The 12,581-nt window shown below is 58.9% G+C and carries 11 protein-coding genes; 5 read left to right on the top strand and 6 right to left on the bottom strand.

The window, feature by feature from the left end:
• Positions 1-260: 260 nt before the first annotated feature.
• The 6 genes from ACMUVN_RS25230 to ACMUVN_RS25205 form a co-directional block, all read right to left on the bottom strand.
• The gene (locus ACMUVN_RS25230) at positions 261-1,097 is read right to left on the bottom strand and encodes an HNH endonuclease (protein WP_414815604.1); all 837 of its coding nucleotides are present in this window, start codon (positions 1,095-1,097) and stop codon (positions 261-263) included.
• Between the two features lie 47 nt (positions 1,098-1,144).
• Complete coding sequence (locus tag ACMUVN_RS25225) at positions 1,145-2,782, bottom strand: AAA family ATPase (RefSeq protein ID WP_414815603.1); 1,638 nt, start codon at positions 2,780-2,782, stop codon at positions 1,145-1,147.
• Between the two features lie 580 nt (positions 2,783-3,362).
• On the bottom strand, positions 3,363-6,650 hold the full coding sequence (locus ACMUVN_RS25220; protein ID WP_414815602.1) for a DEAD/DEAH box helicase: 3,288 nt from the start codon (positions 6,648-6,650) through the stop codon (positions 3,363-3,365).
• Entirely contained in the window at positions 6,643-7,500 is an 858-nt protein-coding gene (locus tag ACMUVN_RS25215) for a hypothetical protein (protein ID WP_414815600.1), read from the bottom strand. The genes ACMUVN_RS25220 and ACMUVN_RS25215 overlap by 8 nt, the downstream gene beginning before the upstream one ends.
• Positions 7,501-7,823: 323 nt before the next feature.
• On the bottom strand, positions 7,824-8,315 hold the full coding sequence (locus ACMUVN_RS25210; protein ID WP_414815599.1) for a hypothetical protein: 492 nt from the start codon (positions 8,313-8,315) through the stop codon (positions 7,824-7,826).
• A gap of 49 nt (positions 8,316-8,364) precedes the next feature.
• On the bottom strand, positions 8,365-8,688 hold the full coding sequence (locus tag ACMUVN_RS25205) for a helix-turn-helix domain-containing protein (RefSeq protein ID WP_414815598.1): 324 nt from the start codon (positions 8,686-8,688) through the stop codon (positions 8,365-8,367).
• 159 nt (positions 8,689-8,847) lie between these two features.
• Between ACMUVN_RS25205 and ACMUVN_RS25200 the strand changes: the two genes are divergently transcribed.
• From ACMUVN_RS25200 to ACMUVN_RS25180, 5 genes are read left to right on the top strand one after another with little or no spacing between them, the layout of a single operon-like run.
• Positions 8,848-9,453 carry a hypothetical protein gene (locus tag ACMUVN_RS25200; RefSeq protein ID WP_414815597.1) on the top strand — a complete coding sequence of 202 codons (606 nt, stop codon included), beginning with the start codon at positions 8,848-8,850 and terminating at the stop codon, positions 9,451-9,453.
• A gap of 22 nt (positions 9,454-9,475) precedes the next feature.
• Positions 9,476-9,898 (top strand): hypothetical protein, encoded by a 423-nt coding sequence (locus ACMUVN_RS25195; RefSeq protein ID WP_414815596.1) that lies wholly within the window; start codon positions 9,476-9,478, stop codon positions 9,896-9,898.
• Positions 9,895-11,085 (top strand): PfkB family carbohydrate kinase, encoded by a 1,191-nt coding sequence (locus tag ACMUVN_RS25190; protein WP_414815595.1) that lies wholly within the window; start codon positions 9,895-9,897, stop codon positions 11,083-11,085. The genes ACMUVN_RS25195 and ACMUVN_RS25190 overlap by 4 nt, the downstream gene beginning before the upstream one ends.
• Positions 11,082-11,678, top strand: a complete 597-nt coding sequence (locus tag ACMUVN_RS25185) for a 7-cyano-7-deazaguanine synthase (RefSeq protein ID WP_414815594.1) — start codon at positions 11,082-11,084, stop codon at positions 11,676-11,678. The genes ACMUVN_RS25190 and ACMUVN_RS25185 overlap by 4 nt, the downstream gene beginning before the upstream one ends.
• Positions 11,678-12,388 (top strand): restriction endonuclease, encoded by a 711-nt coding sequence (locus ACMUVN_RS25180; RefSeq protein ID WP_414815607.1) that lies wholly within the window; start codon positions 11,678-11,680, stop codon positions 12,386-12,388. The genes ACMUVN_RS25185 and ACMUVN_RS25180 overlap by 1 nt, the downstream gene beginning before the upstream one ends.
• The last annotated feature ends 193 nt before the right edge of the window (positions 12,389-12,581 follow it).

The raw sequence follows: 12,581 nt of genomic DNA, 5'->3' as shown, positions 1-12,581 counted from the left end.
AAGAAGCTCGTCATGCTCCGCCCTTGCCGGACGACGTTCAATCCAGGCGCAACCTCCAGCCTATGCCCTCTATCTCAACCGCAGACGCCCTCCCGCGCAGCGGGTTCGTTCCTCGGCCCCAAAGCGGCCATCCACCACGGGGCCGGTCGTTAACGCAGAACCTGCCATCTTTCTGACGCTTGCGCACATCGAGGCGAAAATTGCCCAACGTCGAGTCGGTGCGAGGTAGAGGGCGGCGGCACAGTTCTTCCGCGCGATAATCAGTCCACCTCTTCGTCCTCCATCGCCTCCGTCAGAATCAGCGGCTTGTCGAGATAGGTCCAAGGATCATCAAGGAATGGACCGCATTCCGAAAGGCTGAGCACGACGGCGGCTCGCCAATGGTTCAGAGCGAAATCCTTGTTGTAGGACCTCGCAGCTCCGCGAAGATATTCCTGAATCTGCTCGCGCTCGTTCGCCAGGCCTCGGAACATCTCCAACGAGGGTTTCAGGGTGAACATCATGATGTTGATCGAATCCGTGAGGCGTTCGTCAAGATTGAGGCGCGTTAGCTGGGACGTCAGCCGCTCATACAGTGGAGAAGGCGCCACGGCGGCGTCGATGTCGAAGGAAATCGCGAGAGCGCCGTCGATGTAGCTGCTGGTCGCACGGAGGAACGTTGCGGCCGGAAGGGCATGAAAATAAGCATGGATCATGCCCTGCCCCGCGACCGGGACCAGCGTTCCCTTGGCACGATTGCAGGGCTGGCAGCTCGGAACAAGGTTGCGCGGGTTTATCGCGAGGGATTTGTATTGCGCACGCGGCAGGTGATGGTCCAAGGTCGTGGCAGGCGCTGCGCCGCATAGCGGGCACTCCCGAACGGCTCTGAGCAGACCCCCTCGCATCTTTTTCAGCCGACCGCCCTTTTGCACCTGACCGTAGGCGTCGTGAAGCGCGTCCTTGCATGCGGAAAGCGCCTCCGGGGCGAGACTAGGATTGGGCTCTCCCAACAACTGATCGTACACGGCGTACAGCTCATGGATTGTCTGACGTTCCGGGTCGGAAAGCGCGTAGTCGACGGTACCATCTGCCTGTATCAGACCGGCGTCGAGCTGCACGTTGATATCTGTTTCCCCTCTCGCGGGGAGCGGCACTTTCCACATGTTCAGGCCCGACGCTTTGCCAGGAGGCTCATGACGTAGGCGCGCGCCTGAAGGCTCATGCCGCCGTCGAAGTAGCCGTCGATCTGTTCCAGTGTAAGTCCCTCCTCGACCATCCCACGAAGAGCGGCGTGGTAGTCGGTCGCGTTGGCATGGAGGCCGAATACTTCGTTCGTAATTTCGCCGATGCTTTCACCATACGTTTCGATGCGCGGCGAAAGGATCGCCGTCCCACCCTCGACGCGATTGACGATCGAAACATGCCGACGGAGCGTCTCTTGCACGACGACTGGAGAATGCGTCGCGATGATTGCAAACGAGTCATACTTATCCAGGACTGCCCGAACGCCGTGCATGAAGGCCGCCAGGAGCGGCGGATGAAGATGACTCTCCGGTTCGTCCATAAGCACGATCGACTTGGGAAGCGCATTCGCTATCAGGGTCACGGTGGCATGAAGAACGATCTTGTGCCCGGTGCTCCACGACATGAACGCCCGCCTTCGATCTTCCTGCAAGAAATCCATGGCCGACTTGCCCGATATCTCGGCGAACGACGGGTCTGAGAAGAGGATATTCAGCACACGAATGAGGATAGGAGTTCTGCTACTCTCGAAGATCACATCGACCGCGGTGGCATACTCGTCAGCAAGGTGCTTCGCTGACTTGAGGTGGGTGGAATCCTCCCTATCAAGCGCGAAAGCGTCATCTTCGGGATCAGGCGCAGGGGTCGAAGGATCCGCAAGCCTCTCGTTGAGTTCGCGTGCGATGTCTCTCAGGCCCGCGAAAACATACCGGCCGGTGTTCGACTGGATGTCCTTTATGATTTGGCGCTTCTCGGTCTCGTTCACACCTGGCACCTGGAAGGTGTCAAACGCGCTATAGGCGATCGTGATAATGCGACTGAACCCGATACCTGCTGGATCGATTTGACCTAGCTTCAGCAACTGACGACGATCTGCCTGCGAGGCGTGGAGGACGCGCGCAAGCCTGAACAGCAAAGTGCTTTTTCCGGAGCCATTGCGCCCAGTGATGACGGCCACCCGCTCGGGCAGCCCTGGCGTCGGCGCCCCGGCGAAAGTGATAGGTGGGTGCCTTGGCGGTTTTCGCGGCCCTGAGAAATCGAGGTCGAGGGAATTCTGCCATCCACTGACCGTAAACTTCAATTTGACGTCGCGAGATGCCAGGGCGTCGTAGTTGCGCTCGAGCAAGACCCTCGCCAACGCAATATATCCATCATCGTCGACGTCGCGCATGACCGACGTGCGCCACCCAGGCTCGCTCTGGAAGGTCGTTGCATGAGCCGGGTCTTGGAGAGCGTCGCGAAGGGTTTCCAGAATGTCCTTCCGCACGGTTTCCGGCAGAGATGCCAAACGCTCGTAGTAGTCGAGCGACTGGCCGAGCGAACAGAACTGGTCGTCGAGCGGCGTCCAGTGTCCAACCGGAAACAAAGAGCCCGAAGTCTCTCCCTGTCCCCGCTGCAAGATCTTGACGTTGCCGACGAAGCCGTCGAATTCGGGTCCAAAATAAAAGAGGTGGTACTGGGTTTTGAAACCGTAGTCGTCCCATGCGTCCTGCTGAAGAACCAATTGACCGAGACGCGGTGGGTCTCCGCGCTTTGACTTATCCGCAACAAAGAAATCCATTCCACCACGCCCCCGAGATTCGACGCGCGGAACTTACTCCAACGTGTGGTTGAGTCTCAAGTACTCGCGAAATATTCGACTCGCCGACGTACTCACTTGGCCCCCAGCCAGTTTTCGTGCGGCTATGGATTGTGTTTTCGGTCCTACGGAATCGCCGAGAGGCTTGCCACAAAAAGTCTGTAAGTAGCTGCAAAGATTACAATTTTCGTGAGAAGATTCGTCGGTCTAACGGCGGGTCTGCAAGGGTAAAAATTCGCCTGCCTGGGAACCTTGGATTCTCACATGATTTCAATGGCTTAGCGAAATCGCCTTGAAATTCCCTATGTTTTCCCATCGCGAGCGACCGTGGATGCCACCTTTGTGCCCTGGCTTTGGGCATCAGTCAACATGAGAGGTCTAGCGGCAATAATTTCCGCTCTCGGGGCCGAAGTTGCCGTCTGAAAATAATCGCGTGGATGACCGCTTTGTCGTCCTAACTTCGGCCGTCCGCAGCACTTGCTGAAGTTCCGGAAAGAGGTCGGTCGCCTTAGCTGACGATGTAGGCGGCTAAGGAGTGGGGAGCTGACAGAGCTTTCGGTGGTTACTCGTCGTCGTCGATATCCGTAAAGGCCTGCATCATGAGCGCGAAATCGACTTCTTCTCTGACATTGTCCATCTCCGCATGCGGCCCGGCCTTGAAATCCGTACGCAGCGAAAGGTAGGTCTCGAAAGTCCCGACCCTCGACGCGGCGGCCGTCGCCTGCCTCAAGGCAGCATGGTGGCGATCATGATCGCCTGCCCGGACCATCTGGGGCAGCATTTCGACAATAGGAAGGGTCTCTCCCTCTCCCGCAGCGGCCTTATGGGCGACGATCTGAACAAGAACCCCGCAGAGGAACCCGAGATCGGGGGCAATGCGTATCGCGAACCGTCGCGCGCGCTGGGCCGTGGACGACCGGTTGGCCTGCTGCCTGACCTCCCCTTCATGCTTTCGGATGAATGTCAGGAGCCAATCCTCGATATCGACGAGCGTGCGTCCGCCGCACCACATGGAGACCAGCGTCTGGAGAGCAGCCAATATCCTCTTGGCGGTGGCTTTGGGCTTGGTGGTGTTGGTGTAGGCGCGGCCGAAGACCGCCTCCAAGGCAGTCTCCCTTAGGAAGATTGTCAGATCCAGCGGGTTCTCGGCCACGACATCCAGCAACCACTTGATCCAGTCTTCAGTCTTGGTCGTATTGGTCGGCGCCTTGTCGAACGTCTCGACCAACCGCTCGACAAGCCGCGGAGGAATGCCGTTGCGGACAGCGATTTCGCGCTGCCAATCAAGAACAATCGGATCTTCCAACTGCTCCTCTGCTGCTCGAAGTTCGGATCGGCGGCGCTCGAGCCATTTGTCCGCCCGTTGAGGGTCAGCCTCCTTGCGCCGGAAATATCCCAAGGAGCGGCTCACGATACTGTCGAAGCCGCTTTCCCCATCCGCCATAACAGCCGAAAGGCGCCGTATGATGGATTGCATCTTAGGATCCGGATCAGCAGCTTCGATCCGATCGAGGAGCAGTTCTATGGGATCGTGGATCACCTCGCATGCGTCCTGCTCGGAGAATACGGTTTTTAGAATTCCTACCGCCGGGAACGTAAGGTCGTCCGTATCAACGAGGATCGGCTGGGCAGGCACCACGATGGCGAGACCGGTTGCCGCGTAGGCCGCCCGTCCCGCCCTTCCCAGGGCATTGAGTATCTCGTGGGGGCGCAGGTCCGTCCGTGGGTTGCCGCTGGGATCATCGACCGCGCTTCTGTCGGTTCCGGCCAGGATCACGACATCACACGGCAGATTCAGCCCCTGCGCTATCGTCGATGTCGCAGCCACCACGTCCAGCCCGACATTCTCACTCTCGGAATCCCGGCGAACCCGGAACACGCTTTCCGTGAGCCGACGCTCCAACGGGAGAAGGTCGCCATGATGCACTGCCGCCCTGCGCCCTGCGGGATCGAACATTGCCGCGACCGATCCCACATCCTTGAGAACCGACTTCCGCATCTCCTCCTGATTGTCGTCCAACGGGATAGTAGCAGCCGCCAGTAGTCCGTCGATCTGGTCCGCAACAGTTCCGCAGGCCTTGACGTCGTTGCAGAACACGATCACGCGCTTTCCGACAGACGCGTAGTCCGCGGCAATCTGTGCGGCGACTTCGTTCCTGTTCGATGTCGGTTGTCCCCGATCATTACTGAGGAGTGGCGGTAGCCGGCTCGTAAGCGCCTGCACGACCAGCTTCTCAGGCCTTTTGGGGTGCCATCCAGAAATCAAAGAGAAGAGCCCGAGAGGCTGCGCCGGAACTCGGCGCTGGGCCGCCTTTGTTTTCTCCTTCGCGGCCACCTTCGCAGCCCGACCAACGGCGGTACGGTCATAGATGACGCACGAGCGAAGCTGCCGTGTCGGCTTCCAGGGATCGTCGAATGCCTCGACGTCCCTTCCGGTGACGCGGTGCAGCCAACGGGCAATCTCGTCGCCATTCGCAACCATCGCCGACAGCAACAGTACGTCCGCCTCCCGGCGGTGGAGCAGGAACGTCAGGAGGGCTAGCATTGCGTCGATCGCCCGAGGACTGATCTTCGATGAGGTGGACGGATCGTCTGCACCGATGAGATGGAATTCGTCGAACACGAGAAGTCCCACCCGATCGAACAGTTCGGGCGCAAAACCCATCAGGGCGAGGCAGCGCTCAGGCGTCATCACCGAGAACGGCGGCAGCCTATCACCGAGCTCCTCCATCGCCACGTCTTCGACAACACTGACGGTTTCCAAGTCCCCGATCTGAGCCGACATGTCGTTCTCGACCTGATCGACAAGGGCATGGGTGGGTGCCAGGTAGACGACGCTCTCGCCCGCACATAGCGTGGCCGCGATCTTCAGGACCGAGAGGGTCGTTTTTCCAGATCCTGTGGGAGACGTCATTACCATCGATCTTCCGCGGTTGAGATACCCCGTGCGCACCGCCTTCAGATGATTGACCCACAGGAACGGCCGCGAATGAGCCTGCGTCAGAAGCCAATCGTCCCAAGCCTTCTCTTGGGCGCCCGACGGTGTTGGGAGTCGTACGAGCATGGCATCCTGCATGCCGTCCACGAGGCGACCCAAGAGCGTTGCCAGATGATGCGGCCCGGCGAATTGGTGGTGAACCGTCCCCGCGGACTCGACCCCGACCTGCACCGCTTGGGCTTCGGACAACCGAATGATCCGGGAAAGCCTTTCTCGGAGATCGAGATCGGACACGGCATTGCCGAGGGCCTCGCGACCGATATCCTGAACGGCGCGTGCGCACTCCCTCAGCAGAAGGTCTGTTGCTACCTCGCGGCTGTCCCCCGGCGGCACGAGGTCTTCGTCTAGGTCACGGTCCACCAAGGCGGAGAGACTGCCGGTTGCCAACTCCCGGAGGCTCAGGATCAGCGATCGTCGAGCAGCGCGTGGTTCTCCCCTGGCCCTGAGCAGACTTGCAACCTCCGCTGCATCCGCCGCTCGATCGGCGATGAGGAACAGCAAGGTCGCCGAGATCGCCGATCCGATGGCATCGCTCGAAACGACCGTGGGTCGGTCGGATGCAAGTTGGCGCACTCGGCTCAATATCTGATGCGCGCTGGCCGCCACGAACGCGGCGGCGCGGGTTTGGTCGGGTCGGAGATCGAGTGCGACATAGGCTTCGAGGGTCGATGCGAGGCGCCTCACGCGGTCGATCACATCGCTTGTACCCACTGGCTCGCCTTCGGCGGCTCGGAGACGCACCGTAGCCAGTTCGATATGCGCCGCGGTAAGAAGCTCGTCCAGCATTTCCGGCCGAAGCCCAGGCAGGTCCGGCGCCTGGCGCAGAAGATCGCGGGAACTAGCATCAAACACCGACTATCTCCTCGACCTTCGCCGCGACCTCGCCCGCCAACACATCCAACCCGACACGCACATCTTTAAATGGCATCACGCCTGCGGTGCGCGATTCGAACGATCCGCCGGCAACGGCCTCGAAACCGGCCATGATATGCAAGAAGTCTCCGGACTTGCCTCGTATGTTCTCGCCGGTGGCAACGGCCACCCGGAATTCCCGGACCTCCTCCCAGAATACTTCATCGACCGCGGACTCGGCGTCGATGTCCGGGACGCTCTTCAACAGCGTGACAAGGTCCGCTAGTATCTCGTCATCGCGCTCTCCGCGCCGAATGGACGCGACATCTTCCCATACGCTCGATTTTATGAGACCTCGCGGTGCAATCGAAGCCTTGTCCTCGCAGAGCACGATGCGGCTTATCTCGTTGGTACTCGCGTCGAACTCGATGATGAACCCGTCGAACCCCTTGTCCGCCTGCCGGACGTGGGGCGAGGTCATACAGCCGCTGGGGAAGGCAAGCCTCGCCACGATCCATGACACGTGCTGGAACAGAAGGCCGTCCCGATGACTGATCGCGGTGTCGACCCTGTGTTGCGCCGAAGCCTTCTCCTTGGCTGTACCTGTCCGCAGGAGATCCACATCTTCCTGTTTGGGCGCGGTCAGTTTGTCGATGACGTTCTGCGCCACTCTACCCTTTGGGACGCGGCGACGCGGCTCCAAGGCGTTGATCACTCGCAATGCATTCTCTTCCTGCCTCAAGTAGAGGTAGGCGATGATCTCGACAAGCGTGGCGCGGCCTTTCTTGTCGATCGACCATTCCGCGAAGCCGCATTCCGTCGACGAGAAAGGTGTGAGTGTCAGCGGCATCCCGGATCATCCCTGGCCGCAACGGCCCCACCGCGTTTCTGCAACAAAGGCTTTGGCTTTGCAATCCGGGCCGGCCTAAGGACAGCCGGAAAACGCTCCAACCAGCTTCTTCATTCGGCGATCGGATGCTGGTGCTCAGCCGCGTCGATCTAGGCGTTTTTCCCGGGAGTCAGCTACTATCTGCCCTGAAGCGACCGTCAACGCCAGACCGATAGGGATGACTTCTTCCGCATGATTGGATCGAATTTCTGAACGCCTCGCGTTATTCCACGACAGCAACTGCATTGGGACAATGAAGGTGGGGGATGGTTGAGCAGCAGCAGTCAGGTGAACGAAAGACTTACGTTCATGGCAGAGGACTGGCGAGAGTAGACCACTCTCGTCGTCGAGCCATTCTGCACGATCCGGAACCCGTGGCTTATGTACCAGTGGATCAGAACCTCCAGCCGGCCGTCCCATTTTCGGTCGGCCGCCCAATCCCGCGGCTTTAACCCGACAGGCTCCCCGACGAGAAGGAGGTCGCACCTGCCGCAGGCTCGTTTCAGAGCGTCAAGGAGACGTCCGCCATCTCCGGGGACATCTGACGTTATCATCTCCAACCAGACCACCTTGTCGTCATCCACCCATTTGCCGTCCAACCCCTTGTACTTGCCGAACGTGAGGCTCGCCAAAGCGCCCAGAATTTTGGTCGACCTGCGCAAGGCTTTCGGGACGTCCCAATGCGCGAAATAGAAATCCTCTGGGATGCTGCTTCGTTGCCAGCCATCCCTTAACCTCGAGAGCCTTTCAGCGTTGGTCGTTGGTGGCTGGCCCATATGTTCTCCGAATATTAATGGATTGGCTGATGAGAACGCAAAACAGATCTTATTCGTTTTCATTCAATAGCTGAAGCGCGGCGTTGACGACGTCGAAAAAGAGCGGCGAGCGGCCGGCAGCCTCTGCCACCACCGCCAGCCATTCGTCTGAAACCGCCCGAGCGGGGACTTTTTTGAGCTCTACCTCAATGCGAGCCTTAAGAGCAGGTCTCGGAAACGACGTGCCTGCAATGATCTTGGAGACTGTGGATTGACTGGTGCCAAGTTTGCGAGCCAGCTCGGCCTGCGTCCAACCTTTGCTGTCCCGAAGCCGCTTGATGCCACGGCCTAAGTCGGCGCGCGTTGTAGCAATCTTCGCTGAATCCTCTTGCATGAAACGAATATAAACGAATAATAGCGCTAGAAGTCAAGGTGCGTCGCACTGACTGCCAGCAAGGACGGAGCGAGGATGCTTAACCCTAACGCAGAGGTTTTGCCCGGAGTGAGATGGGGGAGGCCAGAGTGGGTCCCTAGTCCTGCGTTCTGGGCTGCAATGGCAGAGCAGGTGACGGAAGCAAGTCATGGTTTTGTGAATCCGAACGCGACTTTGCACGAGGAGGTCGGTTTCTGCCTATTGGGAGGCTACGGCGTGACCGCCGAAATGAACCACGCCTTCTTCGATGTGCTATGCAATGCGGGAGTATTCAAGGACGGCGCGCTTATCCCAGCCGCGGATATCGAGGCTCTCTTGATGACTCCCGTTTCGGTCGATGGACGGTTGCGACGCTATCGTTTCCCCAGGCAGAAAGCTCAGAGGATCGAAGCGGCAATTCGAAAATTGGAGGCTGATCCTCCAACGCTAGATCAACCGATTGCTTTCCGTGATGCACTGCTTGGCATACCGGGGATCGGACCCAAGACGGCGTCTTGGATTGCGCGGAACCTGCTTGGTGCGGACGATGTCGCAATACTGGATATTCACGTTATCCGGGCGGGGAAAATTATGGGCCTGTTCGGCGAAGATCTCCGTCTTCCGCGTGACTACTTTGCAATGGAGAAGCGCTTTCTTGACCTATGTCACGCGATGGACCTGAAGGCTTCGTTGCTCGACGCTATTATCTGGGGAGAAATGCGGAAACTGAACCGTACAGACTTTTAACTTGTGCCGATACTGTCGTTTCATGGTGCTGCAATCTTCACGCGAAGGTGAGTCGATGTCAGGCAGTGGGCGCAGAAGGTCTTCCGGTTCCTCTCAAGTAAAGGTTTCAACTACGAAAGGCAAAGCAGCCGGGGGAGCGGGCGGCGGAGCCCTCGGATCATACGATCCCTGTGCGCTGGAATTCGATGTCAACCTATCGGGTATTATTGTTGCGACCCTGCCGACCTTAAGCATCGGCATGTCGATGTCCGTCGATCTCACTACCAGCAACGGCTTCGACGTGGTGGTTTGCCTTACTCCAGCGAACGCCATAGTTGGATCGTTGGCCGCTTTTCCTGGTCTTTCGGACTTGATCGGATGTCTGCGCAGCGGCCGCCGATACGTCGCGCAAGTCACCGCAGTCAGCGGATTTACCGTCAGCGTTCACGTCGAGCCTAAACCATGATCGTCGTCGGCGGGTCCTATCGCGAAATCTGTCAGTACCCCGTGTGGGATCGCTTCTTTGGATCAGGCCTCAGGGCTGCGGCGGCGGTCAGCAAGCTTTCGGCAGACGTAAGCTTGGTCACCTATTCTTCGCCTGCGTGGCGTAACGACATCCGTAGTTCGGCCGCAGCTTTCGAAGTGAAGTCATCGCTCACAGACTCTACCGACGGCGTCTCGTTCGAGTACTTCCATCCTCTTTCGACTGCGGTGTTGCATTATGACGCCGGCGTCGACGTTGAGCCCCTTCGCGTCGAGGGAAGTGTCGTTCTGAGGTTCGGCATGGTCGAAGGCACCGCCGTCGTGCGCTCGACATATGCAGTCTATGATCCCCAGACAGGCGTCCTCCCGGAGTCTTTCCATTCGAACGGTTCCCAGGCGGAACATCTCGCTATTGTCCTTAATGGATGGGAAGCTGAGCAGTCGACTGGGTTGCCTTCCCACGAAGCTGGCGAGCTGGTGCTGGCACGGGAGAACGCCGAAGCTGTCATCGTCAAGCTAGGACCCCGCGGAGCGATGGTTCACACCAGAGGCGGAGCCCCTGTTTTGATCCCGCCCTATCGCTCTGACAAGGTCTTCAAAATCGGCTCCGGCGACGTCTTCAGTGCGGCTTTCGCCCACTACTGGGCCGAGGGCGGTCTGCAACCCGCGGAAGCCGCGGACCTTGCGTCGCGCGCCGTCGCGCATTTCGTCAACGGCCATCGATTGCCGCTGCCTACTAGCGAGCATCTTGATCATGGCCCGGCATTCCTTCCCCGCGATTGCTCCGCACAGGTCTATCTTGCAGGCCCATTTTTCACGATTTCGCAGCGCTGGCTTGTCGAAGAGATACGTGACATCCTAACCTCCATGGGCGTGTCAGTCTTTTCTCCGCTTCATGAGGTTGGAACGGCGAAATCGTCTGTGGAACTGGCCTCTGGCGATCTTCAAGGGCTCGAGAGCAGCGCCGTGGTCTTGGCGGTGCTCGACGGCGCCGACCCAGGAACCTTATTCGAGGTCGGTTATGCCCGCAGGGCGGGAATTCCGGTGATCGCGTTCGCCGAGCGAATGGAAGACGCCAACCTCACTATGCTCGAAGGCAGTGGTTGCGTTATCGAGGACGATTTCACGACGGCCCTTTACATGACGGCGTTCGAGGCGTGGTCGCAATGAAGCTGCTTCTTCATTCCGGCGGGCTCGACTCGACCGCGCTTGCATGGAAGCTCAGGCCCGACGTGTGCTTGACCGTGGACTACGGACAGAGACCTGCCCAAGGAGAAATCCGCGCGGCCGGTAGCCTCTGCGATCTGATGGATCTCGATCACCAGGTGCTACGAGTCGATCTCTCCCATCTTGGCGTCGGCTCCCTCGCTGGATCCGTCAGTTCGGACGTTGGATCGGCCCCTGAATGGTGGCCATATAGAAACCAGATGCTGATAACTCTGGCAGGCATGCGCTTCGTCCCCCAGGGCCTCAGTGAAATTCTGATCGGCGCGGTCGCGACCGACGTCCACGCGGATGGCAGGAAGCCCTTCCTCGACGGGATCGACTACCTCATGTCCATTCAGGAAGGGGGAGTTCGCGTATGCGCGCCTGCAAGCCCCGTGGATCCAGTCGACCTCATCCGCGAGAGCGGTATTCCTCACGAGCTGCTCGGGGCGACGTTCTCCTGTCATGTCGCCGAATACCCATGCGGTCAGTGTCGGGGCTGTGAGAAGCATCTGATGACCATGGAAGAACTCGGAAGCGGAGGAGATCGTAAGTGATGCCGCCCTGGCGCACCTATCAGACTGACGTAGCCCGATATCTCACTGAACTTGGATTTTCGGTCGAAGTCGAGAAGGAGGTCGTCGGAGCCCGAGGGGTGCATGAGGTCGACGTGGCTGCGAAGACCGAACTCTTCGGAGTTCCCGTTCTGTGGATCGCCGAATGCAAACTCTGGAATGCCGCCGTTAAGAAGGAACAGGTTACCAGTCTTTACCAAATTGCGCAGGACGTAGGCGCGGACCGGGCATTCCTCCTCTCCGAAAGTGGATTTCAGAGCGGTGCAATCCGGATGGCGCAAAATACCAACGTCACTCTGACAAGCCTCCCAGACTTGATTGATCACGGTCGCGACTCGCTGACAGAGACCCGGTTCCATCGAATCAATCGTGTGGTCGGAGCCGTTCGCAGCCAGTTGCATCCCATCCTTTGGACCGTCCAAGATGCTACTCCCAATCGAAAGCTGATTCCACTATTCGACACAGTCACGGAGCTCTTGGGGGCCTGTTTCGGAGCTCAGCTTGCGGTCGCCAAGGCTCTGAACGATGATTTCCCGGTTAGTTTTCACGGGTTGCCCGACGACAGTGTCGAAAGTGTTTTCCACGACAAGGTCACCCTGGTTGATCGCATGACCTTGGATATGCAGACAGTGGCCGAAAGGGCTATCGAACTAAATGCGTTGTGGGAAAGCGCCAACACCTTCGAGAGTTAGTTCCGAAGGCTGCACTACGCACGCTGTTGAGACCGGTCGCCCTTCCTTTGTCACTATCTGAGCCACCACGACCGCTACCCGACATGATTCCATCCTGCATTGGTTCCAGAAGCCAATTCGCCCGAGGCGCAAGTCAACGGCCGCGCGAACTTAAAGGCGTCCCGGGCGTTGTAGCCCTCAAGAGATTGTTGGG

Origin of the sequence: Rhizobium sp. IY2 (genome assembly GCF_047532935.1) — a bacterium.
Lineage (GTDB): Bacteria > Pseudomonadota > Alphaproteobacteria > Rhizobiales > Rhizobiaceae > Rhizobium > Rhizobium anhuiense.
This window is presented reverse-complemented; position numbering and strand designations above follow the sequence as displayed.

Excerpts from the sequence above, each read along its gene's own strand:
- ACMUVN_RS25225 (WP_414815603.1), bottom strand. The coding sequence starts at position 2,782 with ATGGATTTCTTTGTTGCGGATAAGTCAAAGCGCGGAGACCCACCGCGT.
- ACMUVN_RS25215 (WP_414815600.1), bottom strand. The coding sequence starts at position 7,500 with ATGCCGCTGACACTCACACCTTTCTCGTCGACGGAATGCGGCTTCGCG.
- ACMUVN_RS25210 (WP_414815599.1), bottom strand. The coding sequence starts at position 8,315 with ATGGGCCAGCCACCAACGACCAACGCTGAAAGGCTCTCGAGGTTAAGG.
- ACMUVN_RS25205 (WP_414815598.1), bottom strand. The coding sequence starts at position 8,688 with ATGCAAGAGGATTCAGCGAAGATTGCTACAACGCGCGCCGACTTAGGC.
- ACMUVN_RS25200 (WP_414815597.1), top strand. The coding sequence starts at position 8,848 with ATGGCAGAGCAGGTGACGGAAGCAAGTCATGGTTTTGTGAATCCGAAC.
- ACMUVN_RS25195 (WP_414815596.1), top strand. The coding sequence starts at position 9,476 with ATGGTGCTGCAATCTTCACGCGAAGGTGAGTCGATGTCAGGCAGTGGG.
- ACMUVN_RS25190 (WP_414815595.1), top strand. The coding sequence starts at position 9,895 with ATGATCGTCGTCGGCGGGTCCTATCGCGAAATCTGTCAGTACCCCGTG.
- ACMUVN_RS25185 (WP_414815594.1), top strand. The coding sequence starts at position 11,082 with ATGAAGCTGCTTCTTCATTCCGGCGGGCTCGACTCGACCGCGCTTGCA.
- ACMUVN_RS25180 (WP_414815607.1), top strand. The coding sequence starts at position 11,678 with ATGCCGCCCTGGCGCACCTATCAGACTGACGTAGCCCGATATCTCACT.